Below are 22,687 nucleotides of genomic sequence, written 5' to 3'. Positions count from 1 at the left end.
TCAGTCGTCCCTGTGGGACAGAACGCCCCTACCCATCAATACCTGCCCTATGTTGACACTGTAATTATTGCAGTGTCACGATGGGGGCGTGGAGTGGACGATCGGCGAACTGGTGGAGCGGGCCTCCGCCGCCCTGCCCCCGGCCGCGGGGCGCGGCGGGCGGGGCAGGGACGTGCCCAACGAGCGCCTCGTCCGGTGGTACGCCACGATCGGCCTGCTCGACCCGCCCTCGGCCCGCCGGGGCCGCGTCGCCCTGTACGGCAGGCGCCACCTGCTCCAGCTCGTCGCCGTCAAGCGGCGGCAGGCGGAGGGCAGGAGCATCGCCGAGATCCAGGCCGAGCTGGCCGGCGCGACCGACCAGGCCCTGGAGGCGATCGCCCGCCTGGACGGACTCCCGCAGGAGGCCCCGGCCCCCCGCGGCGCCCGCCCGCGCTTCTGGACCGACCGGGCCGCCGCCCGGCCCCGCACGCCTGCGCACGGCCCGCAGCACCCCCGCCGGCTCCCCGCCCCCGCGGGCCGGGCGGGGCCGGATCCGGCCCCGCCCGGCGCACCGCCCGCCGCGCCCCCGGTCGGCGCGGCCCCGTCCACCGCGGCCCCGCCCGTGCCCGCGGTGCCCGCCCTGCGCCTGGCGCCGGGCGTGACGCTCCTGCTCGACGGCGTGGGCCGCACCCCCTCCCACGACGACCTCGCCGAGATCGCCGCCGCCGCCGAGGCGCTCCTGGCGGTCCTGCGCGAGCGCGGTCTCGCCTCTCCGGAAGGACAGCCATGATGATCGACTCTGTCACCCCGCTACGGCCGGACGAGTGCGAGCCGGTCCCCGGCGCCGGGCTGGGCGCGCTCGCCACCGAGCGCGGCAACCTGCCCCTGCAGAGCGTGGACGTCGCCGCCGAGGTCTCCGGCCTGGTCGCCGGGGTGACGGTGACCCAGTGCTTCCGCAACCCCTTCGACGTGCCGCTGGAGGCGACCTACGTCTTCCCGCTGCCCGACCGGGCCGCGGTGACGGCCTTCCGCATGGAGGCCGACGGGCACCTCGTCGAGGGCGTGCTGAAGGAGCGCGGCCAGGCCAGGGCCGACTACGACCGGGCGCTCGCCGAGGGCAGGCGCGCCGCCGTCGCCGAGGAGGACCGGCCCGACGTCTTCACCATCCGGGTCGGCAACCTCGTGCCGGGCGAGCGGGTCACCGTACGCCTCACGCTCGACCAGCCGCTCCCCTACGAGGACGGCGCGGCGACCTTCCGCTTCCCCCTCGTCGTCGCCCCGCGCTACATCCCCGGCGCCCCGCTCGGCGGCGAGCAGGCCGGGGACGGCTGGGCGGCGGACACCGACGCCGTCCCCGACGCCTCGCGCATCACCCCGCCGGTGCTGCTGCCCGGCTTCCCCGACCCGGTCCGGCTCTCGCTCGCGGTCACCGTCGACCCCGCCGGGCTGGAGCTGCGCGAGGTCCGCTCCAGCCTGCACGTGGTCCACCGGGACGGCGACGCGGGGGCCGGCCGGTTCACGGTACGGCTGGCGCCGGGCGAGCGGCTGGACCGCGACTTCGTCCTGCGGCTGCCGTTCGGCGCCTCCACCTCCCTGGCCCTCGTCCCCGACGCGGGGCGGGACGGCGACGAGGGCACGTTCGCGCTGGCCGTCGTCCCGGAGCCGGCGCCCGCGGCGGCCGCGCCGAAGGACGTCGTGCTCGTGCTGGACCGCTCGGGCAGCATGGCGGGCTGGAAGATGGTCGCCGCCCGGCGCGCGGCCGCCCGCATCGTGGACACGCTGACCGGCGGCGACCGGTTCGCGGTGCTGGCCTTCGACACCGTGGTGGAGCACCCCGGGTCGCTCGGCGAGGGCCTGGCCGAGGCGAGCGACCGCAACCGCTACCGGGCGGTGGAGTACCTGGCCCGGCTGGAGGCGCGGGGCGGCACCGAGATGCTCCAGGCCCTCGAGCGGGCCGTCGCGCTGCTCGGCGAGGGGCCGCGCGAGCGGGTGCTGGTGCTGGTCACCGACGGGCAGGTCGGCGACGAGGACCGGATCCTGGCGCGGGTCGCGGCCGGGCCCGCCGGGGTGCGGGTGCACACGGTCGGCGTCGACCGGGCGGTCAACGCCGGCTTCCTGGGCAGGCTGGCCGGTCTGGGCGCGGGCCGGTGCGAGCTGGTGGAGTCCGAGGACCGGCTGGACGAGGCCATGGAGCACATCCACCGCAGGATCGGCGCGCCGCTCGTCACCGACCTGTCGGTCGAGGGCGACGGGCTCGACCTGGTGCCCGGCTCGGCCGGCAGGCTCGGCTCGCTCTTCCCGGGCGTGCCGCTGACCGTCACCGGCCGCTACCGGGGCGCGCCCGCCGGAGCGGTGGTCCTGCGCGGGCTGGACGCCGGGGGGCGGCCGTGGGAGCGGCGCGTCACCGGGACCCGGGTGGACAACCCCGCGGCGCGGCCGGTCTGGGCCCGCGCCCGGCTGCGCGACCTGGAGGACCGCTACGCCGCCGGGGACCGCTCGCTGGAGGAGGAGATCGTCTCGACCTCCCTGGAGCACGGCGTGCTCTGCCGGTTCACCGCGTTCGTCGCGCTCGACACCAGGGTGGTGGGCGAGGGCGGCCCGGAGCACCGGGTGGTCCAGCCCGTGGAGCAGCCGAGCGGCTGGGAGGCCCCGGCGGCCGCGGCCGCGCCGGTCATGTTCACCGCGATGGCCACGCCCCTGCCCGCGCCGGGCGCGCCCCCGGGCGGGGCGCCGTCGTTCGGGGCGCCCGCCGCGCCCGCGCCCGCGGCGGGCGGCGCCTTCCCCGCGACCGGTCTCCCCGCCGCCCCTCTCCCGGCGGAGTCCTTGCCGGGAGACGCCTCCGGCGGGGACGCCTTCCCGGACGCGGGGAGGGTCTCCGTCCCGCGTGCGCCGATGCGGGCCGGGGCCGCCGGGCACGCCGGTCGCCCGGCCGCCCCCGCCCCCGTCCCCGCCGGGGCGCAGGAGGCCCTGCGGACGCAGCTGGCCGAGGAGCTCCGGCGGCTGCGCGCCGCCGGCTCCCTCCCGCCCGCCGAGCGGCTGCGCTACCTGTCCGACCTCGGCAGCCGCCTGGCCGCCCTGGCCGTCTTCCTCGGCGGGCACGCCGAGCTGGAGGCCCTGGCGCGCGACCTGGCGCGGGTCGGGCCCGCCGAGGACGCCGACGCCCTGTGGCGGCGCGCCGTGCGGACCCTGGAGGCCCTGAGCGGGCACCCGGGCGAGCCGGAGGGCCGGCGCCCCTTCTGGAAGCGCTGAGACCTCCCCGGCCGGGCGGGGAGGACCTCCCGGCGGGGCGGGACCTCAGATCCGCGGCGGCGGCTCCGGCAGGGTGACGCGCACGCAGATGCCCCCGCCGGGGTTGTGCTCCATCCGCACGGTGCCGCCGTGCAGCTGGACGATCTTCTTCACGATGGCCAGCCCGACACCGGTGCCGCCGACCGCGAGCCTCTCCGCCTCCGGAGCGCGGTAGAAGCTCTCGAAGACGCGCTCGACGTCCTCCTCCGTGACGCCGATGCCGTTGTCGCGGATCTCCACGGCGGGCGGGCCGCCGGTGACGGTGACGTCCACCCTCCCCTCCGGCGGGGTGAACTTGAACGCGTTGTCCAGCAGGTGGACCAGCGCGTGCCGCAACCGCCCGGTGTCCGCCTCCACCTCGACCCGTCCGCAAGCCTTCACCGCCACGGCGTGCTGCCGGTGGGACGTCTTGGCGCAGGCCTCCTGCACGGCGAGGCGCACGACGGCCGCCAGGTCCGCCGGGCCGGGGGAGAACACGGCCGTGCGGGCGTTGAGGCTGGACAGCAGGAGCAGTTCGTCGAGCACGTCCAGCAGGCGGTCGCCGTTGCGCTCGATCACCCTCAGGAACTTCTGCTCGGTCTCCCGGTCCAGCTCTCCGTCCAGGATCAGCTGCAGGTAGCTGCGGATCGAGGTCAGCGGGGTGCGCAGCTCGTGGTTGATGCCCGTCAGGAAGTGCCGTTTGAGGTCGTCCATCTCCTGCAGGTGCCGTACGGCCTCCTCGGCCAGGCGGGCGCTGCGGTGGGCCTCCAGCAGCACGGCCGCCTCCCTGGCCAGGGTGAGCAGGGCCTGGCGCCGCTGGGCGTTCAACCGGCGGGGCCGCAGGTCCAGCACGCACACCGTGCCCAGCGCGTACCCCCGGCTGCTGACCATCGGGGCTCCGGCGTAGAAGCGCACGTGCGGATTCCCGGTGACGAGGACGTTGTCGCGGAAGCGCGGGTCGGCGGACGCGTCGGGGACCTCCAGCAGCGTGCGGCCGCAGATCGTGTGCGCGCAGAAGGAGATCTGCCGGTCGGTGCCGGCCCACAGCACTCCGGTGCGGCCCTTGAAGTACTGCCGCTCCCGGCCCACCAGGCTGACCAGCGCGATCGGCGTCCGGCACACGTAGGCGGCCAGGTCGGCGATGGACTGGAAGTCCGGCTCCAGGGCGACCTCGCCGTCCCCCGCCTTCTCGGCGGCCTCCAGCGCCACCAGGTCGTACAGTTCCCGCAGCCGTTCAGCCTCGTCAGAGGGTATCGGCATCCCGGCCATCGCCCCCTCCTCACGCCCGGTCCCGTGCCGGCCCTCCATCCCCAGTCTCGGCCGCCCCTCGCGCCGTCGGCCTCCGTGACCGGGAAAAATCCGGCCATCACTGCCTCAGGTTCTCCCCACCGCACGGCGGTCCCACTCCCGGGCCGGACGCGGCCGCCCGGTGATCGTCTCCGGGACGGGGGCTCCGGGGGTGACGTACAGTGGCGGGATGGTGATTCTCGACGGCGGGCTCGCCACCCATCTCGAGTCCCTGGGCGCGGACCTGCGCGACCCGCTGTGGTCGGCGAAGCTCCTGGTGGAGGAGCCCGCACTGATCCGGCGGGCGCACCTCGACTACTTCGCCGCCGGCGCCCAGGTGGCCACCACGGCGAGTTACCAGGCGAACATCCCCGCGTTCCTGCGCAGGGGACTCTCCCCCGCGCAGGCCGAGGAGCTGATCCTGCTCGCGGTGCGCCTGGCCGTCGAGGCCAGGGACGCCCACGGCGAGGGCGCGGTCGCCGCCAGCGTCGGCCCGTACGGCGCCTTCCTCGCGAACGGGGCCGAGTACACCGGCGACTACGACCTGGACGAGGACGGCCTGGCCGCCTGGCACCGGGACCGCTGGCACATCCTGGCCGGCAGCGGGGCCGACCTGATGGCCTGCGAGACCATCCCGTCCTACGCCGAGGCGCGGGCGCTGCGGCGGCTGCTCGGCGAGACCCCGGGCGTGCGGGCCTGGGTCAGCTTCTCCTGCCGCGACGGCGAGCACATCAGCGACGGCACCCCGCTCCGGCGGGCCGCCGCCCTGTTCGCCGGCGACCCGCGGGTGATCGCGGTCGGCGTCAACTGCACCGCGCCGCGGCACGTCCCCAGCCTGATCCCGCGCATCGAGGGCAAGCCCGTCATGGTGTACCCGAACTCCGGCGAGACCTGGGACGCCTCGGCCCGCCGCTGGCGCGGGCCGGCCGACCCGGTCGGCTTCGGCGCGGCGGCGGCCGGGTGGCACGCCGCCGGCTCGGACTTCGTGGGCGGCTGCTGCCGTACCACCCCGGAGCACATCCGGCAGATCCGCGAGCACGTCTACGGCGGGTAGGCGGCGTCCCCGCCCCGGGCGGGGCGCTCCCGCGGGCCCCGGGCGGGATCCGCGGGAGCGCCCGCGCGCGGGGGGCTCAGACCGAGGTCGTGGCGCCCGTGCGGTCGCGGCGGCCCTGCCAGAGGGAGTCGACCGCCAGGGCGCCGCCCCCGCTGAAGGCGATCATCAGGCTGGCCGCCGCCAGCGCGAGGACGAACTCGTAGCCGCCCTTGTCGGCGAAGAACCCCGCCTGCCCGTGGACGAAGAGGATCGCGCCGAGCATGTTGAGCGCGAGCAGCGTCCCGAAGACCGGCAGCGCGGCGCCCAGGATGAGCGCGATGCCCCCGACGACCTCCAGGACCGCCACGGCGGGCGCCGCGACGCCCGCCAGGGGGATCCCCACCGACTCGAAGAAGCCCGCCGTGCCGGACAGGCCGGAGCTGAACTTCGTCCAGCCGTGCACGAGGAAGATCGCCCCGATGGCGACGCGTCCCAGCAGGAACGCGATGGACCGTGCCCGATCGAACATGACTCCTCCTGATAGTTCAGATTTGAACCGGGATACGACTGTATAGTTCAAATTTGAACGACTTGTAAACTGGGCGGGTGAACGGAACGCGATGGCTCGACGAACACGAGATGGCCGCATGGACGGCCTATCTGACCGCGTTCCACCTGCTGGAGCGGCACGTCGAGGAACAGCTGAAAGCGGACGCGGGCTTGACCCACGCCCAGTACGAGATCCTCGTGATGCTCTCGGCCGCCCCCGGGCGGCGGCTGCGCATGAGCGAGCTGGCCCGGCGCGTCGTGGTCTCCCGGAGCGGGCTGACCTACCAGGTCGGCAGGCTGGAGACGATGGGGCTGGTCGCCCGTGAGACCTGCGCCTCCGACGAGCGCGGCGTCCTGGCCGTGCTCACCGCCGAGGGCGCGGCCTGCCTGGAGCGCACCGCGCCCGGCCACGTCGCCGTCGTCCGCGAGCTGATGATCGACCTGCTCGACCGGGACGAGCTGGAGACGATGACCCGGGCCATGCGGAAGATGGAGGCGGCGATGCGCCGCTCCCCCGCCCCGCCCGCCGACGGCTGAGCGGCGGGACGAGGATCCGGGGACGCGGACCGGCCGGACGCGGACCCGCGGGACGGACACGCGCGACGCCGGCCCGCGTGTCCGTCCGCGGGGTCCCGCGCAGCCGCGGGCACGGCTAGGGCAGCCGGGGGACGGCCGCCCCGGCGGCCGCCTCCGCCCGGCCCGCCGCCAGGGTGAGCGCCAGGTCCGCCGCCGCCAGGCGGCGTTCTCCCGCCTCCGCCAGGCGCACCACGTCGTAGGCGAGCGTGCTGTAGGTGCTGAGCGCCCCGCAGAACCCCGCGCCGCCCAGGGCGAAGGCCCAGCCCGGCACCCGGCCGGCGGCCGCGCCCGCCGTCAGCAGGCCGAGCAGGAACGAGGCGGCCGTGTTCGCGGCGAGGATCCCCCAGGGGAAGTGCGGGCCGGAGCGCGCGGCGGCGAGGTGGCGCAGCACGGCCCCGGCCGCCCCGCCCACCGCCACCGCCAGCAGCAGCCCGCTCACCGGGCCCGCCGCACCCGCCGGGCGAGGGCCGCCCCGGCGAGCACCGCCGCCACGGCCAGGGCCGGGGTGGCCACGAGGCAGGCCAGCGCGGCGGCGGGCCGCCCGAGGCGGACCAGGCCCTCCACCTCCACGGCGAAGGAGGAGAAGGTGGTGAAGCCGCCGAGCACCCCGGTGGACAGGAACGGCCCGGCCAGGGGATGGGGCTCCGCCGCCACCAGCCACACGACGAGCGCCCCGATCAGCAGGCAGCCGGACACGTTGACCGCCAGGGTCGTCCAGGGGAACGCGTCCGGTCCGGCCGGGAACGCCGTGCCCAGGCCGTAGCGGGCCAGCGCGCCCAGCGCGCCGCCGCAGGCGACCGCGGCCGTGACCGCGCGGGCCGGGCCGGGGCGCCGGACGCCGCTCACCGCCGTCCGGCCTTCTTCGCCTCCTTCGCCGCCTGGGCGGCCTCGGCCTTGGCGCTCGCGGCGTACTTGTCGACGTACTCCTGGCCGGAGAGCTCCATCAGCGCGTACATGATCTCGTCGGTGACCGCCCGCAGGACCAGCCGGTCCTCCTCCATGCCGTAGTAGCGGGAGAAGTCCAGGGGCTCGCCGAACCTCACCCCCGGGCGGATGCCCAGGCGCGGGAGCGGGCGGCCGGGGGGCATCATCTCGAAGGTGTTGACCATCGCCCAGGGGATGACCGGCGCGCGGGACTCCAGCGCCAGCCGCGCCACGCCGGTCTTCCCCTTGTAGAGGCGTCCGTCGTGGGAGCGGGTACCCTCGGGGTAGATGCCGAGCACGTTGCCCTCGCGCAGGATGCGCAGGCCGGTGCGGAGCGCGGCCTCGCTGGCCTTGCCCCCGGACCGGTCGATCGGCACGGTGCCGACGCCGCTGAAGAAGGCCCGGCTGATCATCCCCTTCAGGCCCCTGCCCGTGAAGTACTCGGCCTTGCCGAGGGAGATCACCTTGCGCGGGAGGAACAGCGCGCCGAAGAAGTGGTCGGCGAAGGACAGGTGGTTGCCGGCCAGGATCACCGGGCCCTCCTTCGGCACGTTCTCCACCCCCTCCGCCCAGGGGCGGAAGATCACGTGAAGGAAGGGCGAGAGGATGGCCTTCACCACCCAGTAGAACACTCGATGCTCCTTTGGTCGAACAGGAAGTGACCTGGAGCCATCTTCCCACCTTCAGTCTCCGCCACCTACACCGCGAAAGCCCACAAATCACACTCTCGCAAAACAGGTCCCGAACGTGCGACGATCAGGCGAGCCTGACAAGGAGTGACGATGCCAATCATGTCCGGCGCGGAACCGTACCACCGCGCAGGCGGTCCGGTCGGTGTCCTGCTCTGCCACGGGTTCACCGGCACCCCGCAGGCCCTGCGCCCCTGGGCGGAGCACCTGGCCGAGGCGGGCCTGACCGTGGCGCTGCCCCGGCTGCCCGGCCACGGCACCACCTGGCGGGAGATGAACCGCACCCGCTGGGAGGACTGGTACGCCGAGCTGGACAAGACCCTGGCCGACCTGCGGGGCCGGTGCGCCGAGGTCTTCGTGGCGGGTCTGTCGCTGGGCGGCTGCATGGCGCTGCGCCTGGCCGAGGTGCACGGCGAGGGCGTCAGGGGCGTGGTCGTCGTCAACCCCTCGATCGCCAACGACGTGCCGCTGCTCCGGCTCGCTCCGCTGCTGCGGCTGTTCGTCCCGTCGGTGCCGGGGGTCGCCGGCGACATCAAGAAGGAGGGCGCGGTCGAGGTGGGCTACGACCGCACCCCGGTCAAGGCCGCGGCGAGCCTTCCCCGGCTCTGGGCGCTGACCCAGGCCGAGCTGGACAAGGTGACCCAGCCGGTGCTCGTCTTCCACAGCCCGCAGGACCATGTGGTGAAACCGACCAGTGTGCGCATCCTCCGCGAGAGGCTGACCGGAGGGAACCTCAATGTGGTGGAGCTCGCCGACAGCTACCATGTCGCGACCCTCGACAACGACGCCGACCGGATCTTTGCGGAGAGCCTGGAGTTCATCCGGACGAACACCTCTGTACCCTTGCAGAGAGACTGAACACCGGCGGGGGATGCGCGGTCTCCGGGGAGGAAGTGACCGGCTTATGAGCGACGGGCTCAGCTAAGTGACACCGCAGAGCGACGAGGACGAGGTCTGGCGGCAGATCGTCGCGTCCTTCAACGACACCGCCGAGCGCGACCCGGCCGACCAGCCGTGGCCGGACAGCGAGAACCTCCCCGCCGGCCCCCCGCGCCGGGTGGCCGAGGACGCCGGCGAGGAGGCGCTCCCGCAGCCCGCGGACGACGGTCCCGGCACGGCCGGCGACGAGCCGCGGGACGATGACGACGAGGGGCACTACGTGCCCCCGCCCCCTCCGCCGCTGCCCAAGACCGACGCCGCGACCAAGGTCGCGTGGGCGGCCCTGTTCGGCGGGCCCGCCTACCTGCTGGTGACCGCGGCGGCCGGGTGGGAGCTGCGGGGCTGGGCGCTGTTCACCGCGGTCGCCGCGTTCATCGGGGGTTTCGTGGCGCTGGTGGTGCGGATGGGCGACGGCCCGCCCGGCGGCTCCGGCTGGGACGACGGCGCGGTCGTCTGACCCCCGGCTCGGACCTGTCCCCCGCCGCGGCTCCGCGCCGGGCCCCGCCGGGCTCTCCCCCCGGGCGCGGTCCGGCCGGGCCGCGCTCCTCCGTCAGGACCTCGACCGCTCCGCACCGCCCGGCACCTTCGTCTCGAACCGCTCGATCACGTCGGTGTAGCGCCCGCCGGCGTCCACCACGTGGCCGACGGTCCAGACCGTGCCCGTGCCGGGCAGGTAGGCCGCGGCCTGCAGCCGGATCGTCCGGGGAGCGGACGGCTCGGCCCCGCGCAGCGTCTTCAGCGCGCGGCCGTCGTAGCGGAGCAGGAACGCCTCCCCCGGCCGCTCCAGGTCGACGCCGGAGATCCAAAAGCGGTTCTTGCGGTCGCCGGTCACGCCGTACAGCCGCACGTCCCGCTCCGGCACCGCCACCCTGGACCACTTCTTGCCGTTCCAGGACAGCACCAGCGGGACCACCTCGCCGGAGTCGCGGTGGACGCCGCCGATGGCGAGCGCGCGCCTGGGCCCGTTGACGTGGACGTCGCGCAGGTAGCCGCCGGGGATCTCCGGCACGGGGAAGGACTTCCACTGCCCGTCCGACAGCCTCATGGCCAGCGGCCTGCCGCCGGTGTCGCCCACCGCCCAGCCCTCGCCCTTGGCCGTGACGGCCACCCCGTACAGCGTGCCCCGCCCTCCGACCGGGGTGAGCCGCCAGGCGCCGCCGGAGCCGGTGGCGATCAGCGGCTGCCTGTCCCGGCGGCCCACGGCGACCACCCGGCCCGGGACCGCCGCCACCCCGCCCAGCCAGTCGCCCGCGTGCAGCGCGTCGACCGCGACCCGCTCGAAGCCGGAGCCGTCCCCCCGCGCGAGGTACGGCAGGCCGTCGTGGCCCTCGCCCACGGCCCACAGCTCGCTCGCCGAGGCCGCCGCGACCGAGCGCAGCAGCCCGGCCCCGGTGGGGTCGTTGCGGATGCCGACCTCGGTCCAGGTCTCGCCGTTCCAGTGGGTGATGGCGCCGCGGCTCTGCCAGACGTCCCACACGCTCTGCTGGCCCACCGCCCACACGTTGTCGGCGGATATCCCGGCCACGTCGGACAGCGACCCGTCGGCGCTCAGCCGGGCGGTGGACGGCGCCTGCCAGGTCCCCGCCGCGGGCGGGCGGACGGGATCGGCGGACGCGGCCGGCGCGGCCAGGAGAGGCAGGAGCAGTCCTCCCGCGCACAGCGCCAGCGCACGCCGCGGAAGGCGACGGGTCATGCACCAAATGGTACGGGTGATGCTCACCGGCCGTGTGCGAGTCCCCGCCCTCGCCCGGGCGCCCCGCCGGGCGCCGCCCTCAGCGGCGGGGGCCGGCCGCCTGCGCGCAGTCCAGCTCCGCCACCACCGGAAGGTGGTCGGTGGCGGCCGCCAGGTCGGCGGGATCGGCGTCGACGCCGCCGCAGGACAGCACCCCGATCCCCGCCGCCGCGAAGACCGCGTCGATGCGCTTGCCCGGGCCGCGGGCGGGGAAGGTCAGGCCGTCGCCGCGCGGCGCCGCCGGGTAGCAGTCGGTCAGCAGCTCGGTGATCCGCCGCCAGGCCGGCTGGCCGGGCAGCTCGTTGACGTCCCCGGCGAGCACCGGCAGCGCGCCGAACCGGCCGGCGACGTCCGCGATCAGCTCCAGGGCCTCACCGGCGTGGTGCAGCCGGGCGGCCCCGTCCAGATCCAGGTGGACGCAGCCGACGGCCACCCGGGCCGGGCCCGCCTCCACCACGGCGATCGCGATCGCCCGCCGTTCCAGGCCGGGGAAGGGCGCCAGCAGGCGGCCCTCGCCGTGCAGGAGCCGGACGGCCGGACCGGTCAGCCCGGCCAGGCCGCCCGCGCGCAGGCCCGCGGCGACACGCAGCCCGCCGAAGGCGGCCAGCCTGGCGCGCTTGCGCCGCCAGCACAGGAACCGGGGCGCCTCCTGCACGCAGAGCACGTCGGCGCGGAGCGCGGCGACGACCCGCCCCAGCGCGGCGACGTCGTCGCGCATGGAGCGCACGTTGTAGCTGGCGATCCGCAGAGCCATCGCGACCTCACACTGCCGGGCGCCGCCGGGCGGCACCGGGGCGTGAAGCGAGCGTAGCCCCGGCGGGCGCGGCGTACCAGCGGCCCGCGGGCGGGAACGCGCGGGGCACCGCCCCGCGCCCCGATCCCCTGTCCCGGTCGCGCCCCGGTACGGCCGACGCGGGCCCGGTCAGCGCCAGCGGGCGAGGTCGGCGGCGCCGACCAGACCGGCGGAGGCGCCCAGCTCGGCCAGGCGGATCTCGGCCGGCGGGCGGTGCCCCCGTCCGGTCAGGTTGCGGGCGTAGGACTCGCGGACCCCGTCGATCCAGAGATCGGCGGCGCGGGAGACGCCCCCGCCGAGGATGAAGCAGCCCGGGTCGAGCACGGCGGCGAGGTCGCTCAGTCCCTGGCCGAGCCACTCGGCCATCGAGGCGAAGGCGGCCAGCGCCACCGGGTCGCCCTCCCTGGCCGCGTCGGTGACCTCGGGGCCCTCGATGTCGGCGACCGTGCCGCCGGCGATCTCCAGCAGCCGGGCCGCCCGCGCCGGGTCGGCCTCCGCGAGCAGCCGCGCCTCGGCGACCAGCGCGTTGCCGCTGGCGTACTGCTCCCAGCAGCCGAGGTTGCCGCAGCCGCACGGGCGTCCCTCCGGGACCACCTGCATGTGCCCGAGCTCGGCGCCCATGCCCCAGCGCCCCCGGTACAGGGAGCCCTCCAGCACGATGCCGCCGCCGATGCCGGTGCCGACGGTCACGCACACGATGTGGCTCTCGCCGCGGCCCGCGCCGAAGCGCGCCTCGGCCCAGGCCATCGCGTTGGCGTCGTTCTCCACCACGACGGGCAGGCCGACGAGGCCGGAGACCTTCTTCTGCAGCGGCTCCTCCCGCCAGGCGAGGTTGGGCGCGAACCGCACGACCGACCGGGTCTCGTCGATGAACCCGGCGGCGCCCAGACCGACGGCCTCGATCCGGCGGCCCTCCGCCAGCTCCCGGACCGCCTCGGCGATCGTGTCGGCGACGCGCTCGGGACTCTGGGCCGGCGTGGGGCGCAGGCACTGCGCGACGATCCGGCCGCCGTCGTCCACGACGCCCGCCGCGATCTTGGTACCGCCGATGTCAACGCCGATGGTCAGCGCCATCTCTCACCCTCTCCCCCCGGGTCACCCCAGGTCGATGTGCTCCACGGGGGTCTCCTCCCGTGACGCTCCACGCTCCCGCGCCCGCTGCGAGGCCTGCGGCCTGTTGAGCGCGTCGACCGCCGACTTGAACGCGGCGAACAGCTCGGAACCGGCCTGCATCAGGTGGTCGGCGACCTGCCCGCCGGACTCGCGCTGCGCGGCCATGGCGCGGCAGACGGGGCAGGCGCGGCAGACGTACTCCTCCTGCTCGTCCGCGACCGCCTCCTCCCACACGTCCCTGCCGCCCCGGCCGCCGCCGGAGAACGCGCTGCCGAACCCCGTCATGGTGCCTTTGACCAGGTTCTTGCGCAGCTCCCGTGCGGCCTTGCGCTGGAGTGTGTCGAAGAGCTTGAGCGCCTCCTCGGCCGCGCTCCCGATCGGGTCGCGCCCGCTCCGGCCGCCCCACTCGTCGCGCCCGCCCCGGCCGCCCCGCTCGTCGCGGGGGCCCGCGGCGGTGTCCCGCTCCCGGGCGCGGCCCTCGTCCGGCCGGCCGGCCGGTCCGCCCGCGCCCCCGGTGCCCCCGGCGTTCCCGGTGGTCCCCGCGGTCCCGGTCTTCGCGGTGTTCTCGATGTTCCCGGTGTTGTCGGTGTTCCCGGTGTTCCCGGTGTTCTCAGTCATCTGGCCCTCCCGATTCGAACCGTACCCGCAGACGGCCGTCCGAGAGCGCGGCGTCCCGCACGGCCCGGCGGGCCAGCGCGGCGGGCAGGGCCAGCACCCGGCGGTACGGGCCCAGGGTGACGATCAGCTCGTCGCCCTTCCTGGCCAGGTCCACCTGTCCCTTCTCGGCGAGCGGCAGGGCGAGGACCAGCTCCCCCTCGGGGGTGATCCGCAGCGGCGGCTCCCCGGCGGGCGGCGCGAACGGGTCGGTCCCGCCGTACATGGCCTCGGCGACGGCGGCCAGCGCGTCCCGGCCGACGGGCTCGGCGTCCAGGTAGGGGACGGTGTGCACGGGCAGCGGCGCGAAGGACTCGCCGACCTCGGCCAGGCGCCGGGCCTGGGCGGCCACCCATCCCTCCCGCCACGGGTCGGCGCCCCCCGAGGGGAAGACGCGGTTGGCGACCACCGCGTCGACGCGGTAGCCGTACAGGCTCAGGGAGGTGAGCGTGCGGCGGGCCTCGGCGAGCACGACCGCCTCGGGGGTGAGCACCAGCCGGACGCTGGCTCCGGCGCCGGTGAGCAGCCCGCGCACCTCCATCAGCGCGCGGTGCAGGCGCTCGCCCGCGCCGACCACGTGGTCGTCGGGGACGCTGACCATCGCCACCCGGCGGATCAGCGGGGAGAGCGTGCGCAGCAGCCGCCGGCCGGCCGGGAGGAGCCGGTTGACGTGCCAGTCGAGGGCCTCGGGCAGGGCGAGCAGCCGGAGCGTCTCGGCGGTGGGCGCGCAGTCGACGACGATCACGTCCCAGCGGCCGGTGCGGGCCTGCTCGCGCAGCTCCAGCAGCGCGATGACCTCCTCGGCTCCCGGCAGCACCGTGATCTCCTCGGCGGTGACCTCGTCGAGGCCCAGCTCGGCGAAGACGCCCCGGGCGTAGTCGCGCAGCTCGCCCCACTGGCGCTCCAGCGACCGCTGGGTGTCCACCTGGTACAGGTGGAGGCCGGGTTCGATCTCGGCCGGCCCGTCGGCGGGGACGCCCACCGCGAGCGCGTCGGCCAGCGAGTGCGCGGTGTCGGTCGAGACCACCAGGGTCTTGAGCCCGGAGCGCGCCGCGCGGACGGCGGTGGCCGCCGCCGCGGTCGTCTTGCCGACGCCGCCCTTGCCCGTGAAGAGCAGGACGCGCGTCATGCGTTCTCGACGCGCTTCTTCAGTCCCTTCAGGGCGGTGTCGATGATGACCTTCTCGGCCTTCCGCTTGATCATGCCGATCATGGGGACCTTGAGGTCGACGGCGAGCTCGTAGGTCACCTCGGTGCCGCCCGGCACCTCGGCCAGGCGGTAGCTCCCGGTGAGACCGGAGACCATCTTCCCCTCCTCGGCGACGGTCCAGTCGACGGACTCGTCGCCGTGCCAGGTGTAGGCGAGGACGTACTCGTCGCTGATCACGCCCGCGTCCAGGACGAACCTGACCCGCTCCGGGCGGCCGTCCGGCCCGGTGGCGAGGACCTGCGCGGCCTTCACCTGCCCGGCCCACTCCGGGTAGGCGCCGAAGTCGGCGATCACCGTCATGATGGTCGACCGGTCCGCGCCGATCGTGATGCTGGAGGTCGTGCGATCAGCCATGGGGTTACCGTACTACCGGTGCCCGCCCGGCCGGACGGTCTCGCCGCGGAGCGCCCGCGGCCTCACCACCGGAGCACGTACGGCACGCCCCTGCCCCGGAAGTGGCCCACGTTGACGCACTCCGTCCGCCCGATGCGCACCCGGCTCGCCAGGGGCTGGTGCACGTGGCCGAAGAGCGCGTAGCGCGGCCGGGTCCGCCTGATCGCCTCCAGCACGGCCTCGCTGCCCCGCTCGAAGCGGCGGGCGACCACGTCGTAGAGGAGCTCGGGGACGGCCGGGGGGATGTGGCAGCACAGCACGTCCACCTCGCCGACCGCCTCGACCTTTCGGGCGAACTCCTCGTCGTCGATCTCGTTCGGCGTCCGGTACGGCGTGCGCAGCCCGCCCCCGACGAAGCCGAACCGCAGCCCCCCGATCTCGACGCTCTCGCCGTCCAGCACGCGGTGGCCCGGGCGCGCGTACTCCGGCCAGTAGCGCGGCAGGTCCACGTTTCCCGGGGTGAGGTAGGCCGGGGTGGGCATCGCGGCGAAGATCTCCGCGTACTGGCGGCGGACGGAGCGCTCGATGTGCTCGCGCGGGTCGCCGTCCAGCGACGCCCAGAGCGCGGCGGACATGGCGCGGGCCTCGTCGAAGCGCCCGGCGGTGCGCAGGGCGATGAGCTCGGCGGCCGCTCGCGTGCCGAAGAGCTCGGCGAACATGCCCTGGGAGTGGTCGTCGTAGTCGACGAAGAGGATCAGGTCGCCGAGGCAGACGAGCGCGTCGGCTCCGTCCGCAGCGCGGGCCAGGGCGTCGGTCCGTCCGTGCACATCGCTGACGACATGAACCCGCATGGCGGACATCCTAACCAGCCGGTGCGTTCCCCGGCCGGACGCGAAGATACCGACATAAGTAACAAATAGGGTGCGACCTCCGGGCGGCCCGTCGCGTTCGACGGCCCCGCCCGGCAGGGCTGATAGCGTGAATTCGCCCTTGTAACGCCTGGGTGACGAATCTACCCACGCGTAACTTATCGCGATAACTTCCTGTTAACCCATCTCGATCCGTGCGTCTTCAGGAGTGCCCCGTGCGCGAGTACAGCGTCCCCGTGCTGGTGGATGTCCCCCCCTCCGCCAACCTGACCGACACGGTGTTCCAGCGCGCCGAGCAGGAGCCGGGCGCGGTCGCCCTGCGCCGCAAGACGGGCGACGGCTGGACCGCCGTGACCGCACGGGAGTTCAGGGACCAGGTCGTCGCGGTGGCCAAGGGCCTGATCGCCGCGGGCGTCGAGCCGGGCGACCGGGTGGCCCTGATGTCGCGCACCCGCTACGAGTGGACCGTGATCGACTACGCGATCTGGACCGCCGGCGCGGTCAGCGTGCCGATCTACGAGACGTCCTCGGCCGACCAGGTCGAGTGGATCGTCTCCGACAGCGGCGCCAAGGCGGTCTTCGTGGAGCTGGAGTCCCACGAGGAGACCGTCCGCGAGGTCCTCCCCAAGCTCGACGCGGTCGAGCACGTCTGGCGCATCGAGGGCGGAGCGCTGGACGAGCTGGGTGCGGCCGGCGCCGGCGTGCCCGACGAGACCGTCACCGAGCGCCGGACCGGGCGCTGCATCGCCGACCTGGCCACGATCGTCTACACCTCCGGCACCACCGGCCTGCCCAAGGGCTGCCGCCTGACCCACGACAACCTGCTGTTCACCGCGCGGAACGTGGCCTACGGCCCGCTGGAGCGGCTGTTCACCGTGGAGAACCGCTCCGTCCTGCTCTTCCTCCCCCTCGCGCACGTCTTCGCCCGCATCATCCAGATCGTGCTGATCGAGACGGGCACGGCGCTCGGGCACACCCCGAACATGAAGAACGTCGCCCCCGACCTGCAGGAGTTCAAGCCCACGTTCCTGCTCGGCGTGCCGCGCGTCTTCGAGAAGGTCTACAACGGCGCCGAGCAGAAGGCCGTCGCCGGGGGCAAGGGGAAGATCTTCCACGCCGCGGCGGGCACGGCCATCGCCTGGAGCCGCGCCGAGTCCTCCGGGGGCGCCGGCCTCGGCCTCAAGCTCAAGCACGCCCTGTTCGACAAGCTGGTCTACGGCAAGCTCCGCGCGGCCACCGGCGGCAACCTGTGGGCCGCCATCAGCGGCGGCTCGGCCCTGGGCGACCGGCTCGGCCACTTCTTCCGGGGCGTGGGCATCGAGGTGCTGGAGGGCTGGGGCCTGACCGAGACCTCCGCCCCCTCCACGGTCAACATGCCGGGCGCCAACAAGATCGGCACCGTCGGCAAGCCGTTCCCCGGCGTCTCGGTCGCCATCTCCGGCGACGGCGAGATCCTGGTCAAGGGCCGCCACGTCTTCAAGGGCTACTGGAACAACGAGGCGGCCACCGCCGAGGCGATCGACGCCGACGGCTGGTTCCACACCGGCGACGTCGGCGAGATCGACGCCGACGGCTACGTGCGCATCACCGGCCGCAAGAAGGAGATCCTCGTCACCGCCGCGGGCAAGAACGTCGCCCCGGCCCCGATGGAGGACCGCATCCGCGCCCACCCCCTGGTCAGCCAGGCGCTGGTGGTGGGCGACGGCCGGCCGTTCGTCGCCGCGCTCGTCACCCTCGACCCCGAGGCGCTGGAGCAGTGGAAGGCGGCCAACGGCCGGGCCGGGGCCACGCTGGCCGAGCTCAGCGCCGACTCCGCGGTCATCGCCGAGGTGCAGAAGGCCGTCGACGACGCCAACCGGTCGGTCTCCAAGGCCGAGCAGATCAAGAAGTTCACGATCCTCGACATCGAGCTCAGCGAGGAGACCGGGCACGTCACGCCGAAGCAGTCGATCAAGCGCAACGTCGTGATGCGCGACTTCGCCAGGCAGATCGACGCGCTGTACGGCTGACGCACCGCCTCTTGGCGAGGGCCCCGCCCGGACCCCCGGGCGGGGCCCTCGCCTTCTCCGCCCCCGCCCTCCAGGGACCGCCCCGCTCCCCGCACCGCCCTTCAGGGACCGCCCCGCTCCCCCGCGCCGCGCGGTGTCAGAACGGCCGCTCCGCCTCCAGGATCCGGGCGAACCGCGCGGAGACCAGGTCCCAGCTCCACTCCCGGCCGACCCACGCGCGCCCGCGCTCGCCCATCGCGCGGGCGCGGGCCGGGTCCCCCAGCAGTTCCAGCAGCGCGCCGGCCACCGCGCCGGCCGAGGCGCCGTCCACGACGAGGCCGGTCTCGCCGGGCAGCACCGCGTCGGGCGCCCCTCCCGAGGAGCCCGCCAGCACCGGCAGCCCGCTGGCCGACGCCTCCAGGTAGACGATGCCGAGCCCCTCGACGTCGATGCCGCCCAGCCGGGTACGGCACGGCATGGCGAACACGTCCCCGAGCGCGAAGTAGCCGGGCAGCTCGGCGGCGTCCACCGGCCCGGTCAGCCGGACCGCGCCGCGCAGGCCGAGCCGGTCGACCAGGCGCTCCAGTCTCCCCCGGTACGGCCCGCCGCCGACCAGCACCAGCCGGGCGCCCGGCACCGCGCGCAGCACCCGCGGCCAGGCTCGGACCAGCACGTCCTGGCCCTTGCGCGGCACCAGCCGGGAGACGCAGACCACCACCGGCCCGTCCCCGAGCTCCGCCCGGAGCGCGGCGGCGGCGCCGCCCCGGGCCGCGTCCGGGGAGAAGGCCGCGGTGTCCACGCCGGGCGCGAGCCGTACGAGGCGCTCCTCGCCGACCACCGGGGCGAGCAGCCGCCGGGTGTACTCCCCCAGGTAGGTGATCGCGTCGGCGTGGCCGCCGATCCTGGCCAGCAGGTGCCGGGCGAGCGGGAGGCGGGCCCAGGACGCCTCGTGGCCGTGGGTCAGCATGACGACGTGCTCCGCCCCGGCCGCCCGCAGCCGCGGTGCGAGCAGGCCGAGCGGGGCCGCCGCCCCGAACACCACGGTGTCGCACTTGTGCCGGGTGAGCAGCTCCGCGGCCCGGCGCCCGACGCCGGGGGTGGGGAGCATCAGCGACGTGGGATGGCGCACGACGGGGTACGGCTGGCCGGCGTCGAAGCGCTCGCAGCCGGGCCAGGCGGGCGCGTAGACGACCACGGAGTCCGCGGGCAGGCGCGTGGCCAGCCCGTGCACGAACGACTGGATGCCGCCCTGGCGGGGCGGGAAGTCGTTGGTGACGATCAGCGTGCGCTTCACGGCTCCGGCAGGCCGTTCAGCGCGGCCCAGGAACGCGCCATGGCGATGCGTTCGGGGATGGCGGGATGGGAGGCGTACAGCAGGTGCTCCACGGCGTCCGGCGAGAGGTCGGAGATGTTGGACAGCGCCAGGCGCCGCTGCATGGCAGCGAACGTCACCGGGTCGCGCGTCAGGTCGAGCGCGTGGGCGTCGGCGCGGGCCTCGATCTGCCGGCTGACGAGGTTCTGCGCGGGGCCGGACAGCACGGTGGCCAGGCTCAGCAGCCCCATGAGCAGGGCCGTCGCCGCCGGGTCGGCGACCGAGGGCACGCCGGCGCGCCGGCGCAGCGCGCGCGAGGAGGTGACGAGGTACAGCAGGCACGCCCCGCAGGCCGCGCCCAGGGCGCCGACGAGCGTGCCGTACAGCACGTCGCCGTTCCTGGCGTGCCCCAGCTCGTGCGCCACGACCAGCTCGACCTCGTCGGCCGGGGCCCGCAGCAGCGTGTCGTAGACCACGATCCTGCGGGTCGCGCCGAATCCCGAGACGTACGCGTTGACCGCGGTGGTCCGGCGGGAGGCGTCGGCGACGAGCACCTCCCCGACCGGCACCCCGTCGCGCTCGGCCATGGCCAGCAGGTCGTCGCGGAGCCGTCCCGCCTGCATCGGCGTGAAGTCGTCGAAGAGCGGCTCCACCACCACCGGGTAGACGAAGGAGACCGCCACGGTCAGCGTGAAGGCGCCGAGCGCGGCGGGGATCCACCAGCGGGCGAAGCGCCGCGCCAGCGCGACCACGGCGAGCACCATGACCGCCGTCAGCCCGGTCCGCACCGCGATGCTCTTGAGCCGGTCGGCCGACCAGGACGGCCAGGTCTGCACCGACAGCCCGTAGTCCCGCAGGTGGACCTCCTGCCACATGCCGAGCGGCCAGCGCAGCAGCTCCACCACCGCCGAGATCACCAGCACGCCGAGGAGCACCCGCACCCACCACGGTCCGCGCAGCCGCCCCACCGCCCGCGCGCCCAGCGGGGTCGCCACCAGCACCCCGGCCGCCAGGAGGGTCAGGCCGAGCGACACGTAGGCGGGCGGGCTGACCGCGGCGTCGAACGCCGCCGAACGGGCGATCTGCCCGGCGGTGAAGTCGCGCGCCGGGTCCGCGGCGACGGGCGGGGCGCCGTCCGGCAGCGCCCGCCACGGCGTGGTGAGCGCGGTGACGGCCAGCGTGGCGGCGCCGAGCACCGCCAGCGCCCAGCCCGCCGCCCGCCGCCCGCCGGACGCGCGCGTCCCGCTCGACGTCATGCCAGCACCCTCCGGAGGTAGTCGCGCCAGCCCGCGGTGAGCTCCGCCGCGGTGAGGCCGAGCACTGTCTCGGCATCACCACCGTAGAGCCTCACGAGAGCCCTCTCGCCGAAACGCTCGGCGACGTAGCGGCAGGCGAGCCAGGCCTCCTCGTAGGCCTGCGCGAGCCGCGGGGCGCCGGGGGCGAAGTCGGCGGGACCGGGCAGGCCCTCCGGCAGCACGCCCGCGCGCACCTCCGCGGCCAGCTCCGCGGCGACCGTGCGCGTGTCCAGCCCCGTGCCGGCGTAGCCGACGTAGTCGGCGAACCCCTCCGACAGCCAGGTCGGCACCCGGCCGCCCCGGGTCGCGCCGGTGGCCACGTGGACGAGTTCGTGGGTGATGACCACGTCCCTGCCGACCTCGCTGAGCCGGGCGTAGCCGCTCGGCAGGACCACCACCCGGTCGGCGGTGGCCAGCGCGGCCATGCCGGCGGTGGCCCCGGGCCCGGAGGCGCCCGCGAGCACCGCGGCCTCGGCGTCGGTCTCGGGGAGCAGCACCACCGGGCGCACCGGCCCCCAGATCCCGGCGATCCGCCGGCGGGCCCGCTCGGCGCGGGCCGCGAGGTCCTCCAGCAGGCCGGCCGCGGCGCGGTGCGCGACGACGACGGAGTCCCGCCCGCGGAGCACGACGGCGCCGGGCCACGGGGCGGCCGGGATCGGCGCGGCCGCGGCGGCCGGACCGGCGCCGATCAGCGCCAGCATCCCGGCGAGCACGGCGCGGCGCCCCTGGGGGACGGACATATGCGTCGATGGTACGCGACAGGGAGCGGCCCCGGCCGTCGTGCGGACGACGGCCGGGGCCGTTCCCACCGGGCCCCGCCGGGGTGCCGGTCCCGCCGGAGGGCGGGTGCGCGCTCAGGCGCCGGGCCGGACCGCTCCGGCGAAGGAGGTGCGGTAGTAGCCCTTCAGCCTGACGATCCGGACGGTCTTGCCGCTGCTCGGCGCGTGGACCATCCTTCCCTTGCCGACGTAGATGCCGACATGGCCCTTGCCGTAGAAGAAGAGCAGGTCGCCGGGGCGCAGGCCCGCCCACGAGACCTTCTTCTTGACGGCACGGTACTGGCTGTGCGTGATCCGGGGGAGCTTCACGCCCGCCTTGCGCCACGAGTACTGCGCGAGCCCCGAGCAGTCGAACGCGCCGGGGCCGGTGGCGCCCCACCGGTAGGGGTCGCCGACCTGCTGCTTGGCCACCGAGACGGCCTTGGCCGCCCTCGCCTTCTGCCGTACGGCCTTGCTCGCCTTCGCCCTCGCCTTGCTCACCTGAGCGCTCATCCGGGCGACCGCCGGTCCGGCGGCCCCGGCGGTCACCGGGGCGGCCGTGAGGGCGCCGGTCCCCGCCGCGGTCGCGCCGCCCGGCGCCGCCAGCGCCGGCGCGGCGTCCATGGCGACCGCGCCGGCCGAGGCGGTCAGGGTGAGCGCGAAACCGCCGACGGAAAGGCGAAAAAGGCGCGACGAACTAGGGTTCTGCAGGGTGGTAGACAGGATTTCTCCTTGGGACTTCCACTGACGCCTACCGGGTTAGCTGACGGATTCGGGCGGGGAAGACGCCCTACGGCATAACACGATGCCGATTCACCCCTGGCATTCTTCGAATGCCTGTTGGTTCCCCGGTTCCATGCCTCCTGGCTGCATGGATTCGGCAGGCCACAGCGGTTTTCAGACCTCGCGTGGCCGACTGGATATTCATCTGGAGGGCGGCCTCCGGGGGCCGCTGCATTGCGACGGCATGGCTTGCTCGCCGCGACGCCAGAAGGTACCCCGATCCCCAAACTTCGGCAAAGGCACTACCCCGTTCGAAGATCGGGGAGGCTCTTCCCTCTTTTCATAACCGCTGGATAACGGGGAGTCCACCACCCCGATATGACGCTCGTCACATTTGGAGGTTCGCTGTCCGAACGTTGTCACTTCTGTAACTCCAGTCACAGTGGTGATGATCTTCACGGAATCCCGGGGAGCCGCCGCCCGGCGGGACCGGTTCGCCCGACGCCAGGGCACGGGACGGACCGGTCCCGCCGGACCGGCAGCCCTCGGAGATCGCCGACAAAAAACCGACAAAGAGATATAAACTTCACGGAAAGGCGGGTGAGGTATCGCGGGCGTATCCGAAATCGCATACGCCACCGCAACGGCCCTGCGGCTCCGATGGG

General features: G+C 75.0%; 23 protein-coding genes and 1 riboswitch. Of the genes, 7 read left to right on the top strand and 16 right to left on the bottom strand.

The genetic code is table 11. The features are described from left to right. The first annotated feature begins 88 nt into the window (after positions 1-88). Positions 89-769: a MerR family transcriptional regulator gene (locus tag ABD823_RS22355; protein ID WP_344862679.1), complete on the top strand. Its 681-nt coding sequence runs from the start codon at positions 89-91 to the stop codon at positions 767-769. After that, complete coding sequence (locus ABD823_RS22350; RefSeq protein WP_344862677.1) at positions 766-3,228, top strand: VIT domain-containing protein; 2,463 nt, start codon at positions 766-768, stop codon at positions 3,226-3,228. Before ABD823_RS22355 ends, ABD823_RS22350 begins: the two co-directional genes overlap by 4 nt. 45 nt (positions 3,229-3,273) lie before the next feature. On the opposite strand, the gene ABD823_RS22345 is transcribed toward ABD823_RS22350, so the two are convergent. Continuing rightward, the gene (locus ABD823_RS22345; RefSeq protein ID WP_344862675.1) at positions 3,274-4,506 is read right to left on the bottom strand and encodes a GAF domain-containing sensor histidine kinase; all 1,233 of its coding nucleotides are present in this window, start codon (positions 4,504-4,506) and stop codon (positions 3,274-3,276) included. Between the two features lie 217 nt (positions 4,507-4,723). On the opposite strand from ABD823_RS22345, the gene mmuM reads away from it, so the two are divergent. Next, entirely contained in the window at positions 4,724-5,587 is an 864-nt protein-coding gene (gene mmuM / locus ABD823_RS22340; RefSeq protein ID WP_344862673.1) for a homocysteine S-methyltransferase, read from the top strand. 76 nt (positions 5,588-5,663) lie between these two features. Here mmuM and ABD823_RS22335 read toward each other — a convergent pair whose 3' ends face one another. After that, complete coding sequence (locus ABD823_RS22335) at positions 5,664-6,095, bottom strand: DoxX family protein (RefSeq protein ID WP_344862672.1); 432 nt, start codon at positions 6,093-6,095, stop codon at positions 5,664-5,666. Positions 6,096-6,172: 77 nt separating this feature from the next. Between ABD823_RS22335 and ABD823_RS22330 the strand changes: the two genes are divergently transcribed. Next, a complete protein-coding gene (locus tag ABD823_RS22330; protein ID WP_344862671.1) occupies positions 6,173-6,652 on the top strand; it encodes a MarR family winged helix-turn-helix transcriptional regulator in 480 nt (159 codons plus the stop codon). Between the two features lie 115 nt (positions 6,653-6,767). Here the strand turns inward: ABD823_RS22330 and ABD823_RS22325 are convergent, their stop codons facing one another. From ABD823_RS22325 to ABD823_RS22315, 3 genes are read right to left on the bottom strand one after another with little or no spacing between them, the layout of a single operon-like run. After that, positions 6,768-7,130, bottom strand: coding sequence for a fluoride efflux transporter FluC (locus tag ABD823_RS22325; protein WP_344862669.1), 363 nt, complete (start codon positions 7,128-7,130; stop codon positions 6,768-6,770). Further along, positions 7,127-7,537 (bottom strand): FluC/FEX family fluoride channel, encoded by a 411-nt coding sequence (locus tag ABD823_RS22320; RefSeq protein ID WP_344862668.1) that lies wholly within the window; start codon positions 7,535-7,537, stop codon positions 7,127-7,129. The genes ABD823_RS22325 and ABD823_RS22320 overlap by 4 nt, the downstream gene beginning before the upstream one ends. Next, positions 7,534-8,247 (bottom strand): lysophospholipid acyltransferase family protein, encoded by a 714-nt coding sequence (locus tag ABD823_RS22315; protein WP_344862667.1) that lies wholly within the window; start codon positions 8,245-8,247, stop codon positions 7,534-7,536. Before ABD823_RS22315 ends, ABD823_RS22320 begins: the two co-directional genes overlap by 4 nt. 150 nt (positions 8,248-8,397) lie before the next feature. Here ABD823_RS22315 and ABD823_RS22310 point away from each other — a divergent pair, with 150 nt between their 5' ends. Together ABD823_RS22310 and ABD823_RS22305 are read left to right on the top strand one after the other, a co-directional pair. Further along, a complete protein-coding gene (locus ABD823_RS22310) occupies positions 8,398-9,162 on the top strand; it encodes an alpha/beta hydrolase (RefSeq protein ID WP_344862666.1) in 765 nt (254 codons plus the stop codon). A 67-nt stretch (positions 9,163-9,229) separates the two neighbouring features. Further along, the gene (locus tag ABD823_RS22305) at positions 9,230-9,700 is read left to right on the top strand and encodes a hypothetical protein (protein WP_344862665.1); all 471 of its coding nucleotides are present in this window, start codon (positions 9,230-9,232) and stop codon (positions 9,698-9,700) included. Positions 9,701-9,793: 93 nt separating this feature from the next. Here ABD823_RS22305 and ABD823_RS22300 read toward each other — a convergent pair whose 3' ends face one another. The 7 genes from ABD823_RS22300 to ABD823_RS22270 form a co-directional block, all read right to left on the bottom strand. After that, positions 9,794-10,936, bottom strand: a complete 1,143-nt coding sequence (locus tag ABD823_RS22300) for a beta propeller repeat protein (RefSeq protein ID WP_344862664.1) — start codon at positions 10,934-10,936, stop codon at positions 9,794-9,796. Positions 10,937-11,015: 79 nt separating this feature from the next. Next, entirely contained in the window at positions 11,016-11,729 is a 714-nt protein-coding gene (locus ABD823_RS22295) for an endonuclease/exonuclease/phosphatase family protein (RefSeq protein ID WP_344862663.1), read from the bottom strand. Between the two features lie 168 nt (positions 11,730-11,897). Beyond that, complete coding sequence (locus ABD823_RS22290) at positions 11,898-12,842, bottom strand: ROK family glucokinase (protein ID WP_344862661.1); 945 nt, start codon at positions 12,840-12,842, stop codon at positions 11,898-11,900. 21 nt (positions 12,843-12,863) lie between these two features. Then, entirely contained in the window at positions 12,864-13,499 is a 636-nt protein-coding gene (locus ABD823_RS22285; RefSeq protein WP_344862659.1) for a hypothetical protein, read from the bottom strand. After that, complete coding sequence (locus ABD823_RS22280) at positions 13,492-14,664, bottom strand: ArsA family ATPase (protein WP_344862657.1); 1,173 nt, start codon at positions 14,662-14,664, stop codon at positions 13,492-13,494. The genes ABD823_RS22285 and ABD823_RS22280 overlap by 8 nt, the downstream gene beginning before the upstream one ends. Continuing rightward, a complete protein-coding gene (locus tag ABD823_RS22275; protein ID WP_344862655.1) occupies positions 14,661-15,098 on the bottom strand; it encodes an SRPBCC family protein in 438 nt (145 codons plus the stop codon). The genes ABD823_RS22280 and ABD823_RS22275 overlap by 4 nt, the downstream gene beginning before the upstream one ends. Positions 15,099-15,160: 62 nt before the next feature. Then, positions 15,161-15,928 (bottom strand): metallophosphoesterase family protein, encoded by a 768-nt coding sequence (locus tag ABD823_RS22270; RefSeq protein ID WP_344862653.1) that lies wholly within the window; start codon positions 15,926-15,928, stop codon positions 15,161-15,163. Positions 15,929-16,161: 233 nt separating this feature from the next. Between ABD823_RS22270 and ABD823_RS22265 the strand changes: the two genes are divergently transcribed. Continuing rightward, the gene (locus ABD823_RS22265) at positions 16,162-17,955 is read left to right on the top strand and encodes an AMP-dependent synthetase/ligase (protein WP_344862651.1); all 1,794 of its coding nucleotides are present in this window, start codon (positions 16,162-16,164) and stop codon (positions 17,953-17,955) included. A 136-nt stretch (positions 17,956-18,091) separates the two neighbouring features. Here ABD823_RS22265 and ABD823_RS22260 read toward each other — a convergent pair whose 3' ends face one another. The 4 genes from ABD823_RS22260 to ABD823_RS22245 all read right to left on the bottom strand — a co-directional run bounded on the left by ABD823_RS22260 (position 18,092) and on the right by ABD823_RS22245 (position 21,923). Beyond that, positions 18,092-19,228, bottom strand: a complete 1,137-nt coding sequence (locus tag ABD823_RS22260; RefSeq protein WP_344862649.1) for a glycosyltransferase family 4 protein — start codon at positions 19,226-19,228, stop codon at positions 18,092-18,094. Next, a complete protein-coding gene (locus tag ABD823_RS22255) occupies positions 19,225-20,502 on the bottom strand; it encodes a M48 family metallopeptidase (protein WP_344862647.1) in 1,278 nt (425 codons plus the stop codon). The genes ABD823_RS22260 and ABD823_RS22255 overlap by 4 nt, the downstream gene beginning before the upstream one ends. Further along, positions 20,499-21,281: a gluzincin family metallopeptidase gene (locus ABD823_RS22250; RefSeq protein ID WP_344862645.1), complete on the bottom strand. Its 783-nt coding sequence runs from the start codon at positions 21,279-21,281 to the stop codon at positions 20,499-20,501. The genes ABD823_RS22255 and ABD823_RS22250 overlap by 4 nt, the downstream gene beginning before the upstream one ends. A 114-nt stretch (positions 21,282-21,395) precedes the next feature. Then, complete coding sequence (locus ABD823_RS22245) at positions 21,396-21,923, bottom strand: C40 family peptidase (RefSeq protein WP_344862642.1); 528 nt, start codon at positions 21,921-21,923, stop codon at positions 21,396-21,398. Between the two features lie 109 nt (positions 21,924-22,032). Next, positions 22,033-22,192: riboswitch (cyclic di-AMP (ydaO/yuaA leader) on the bottom strand. Positions 22,193-22,687 lie beyond the last annotated feature (495 nt).

The sequence above is a fragment of the Planomonospora alba genome, from assembly GCF_039534085.1.
GTDB classification, from domain to species: domain Bacteria; phylum Actinomycetota; class Actinomycetes; order Streptosporangiales; family Streptosporangiaceae; genus Planomonospora_B; species Planomonospora_B alba.
This window is presented reverse-complemented; position numbering and strand designations above follow the sequence as displayed.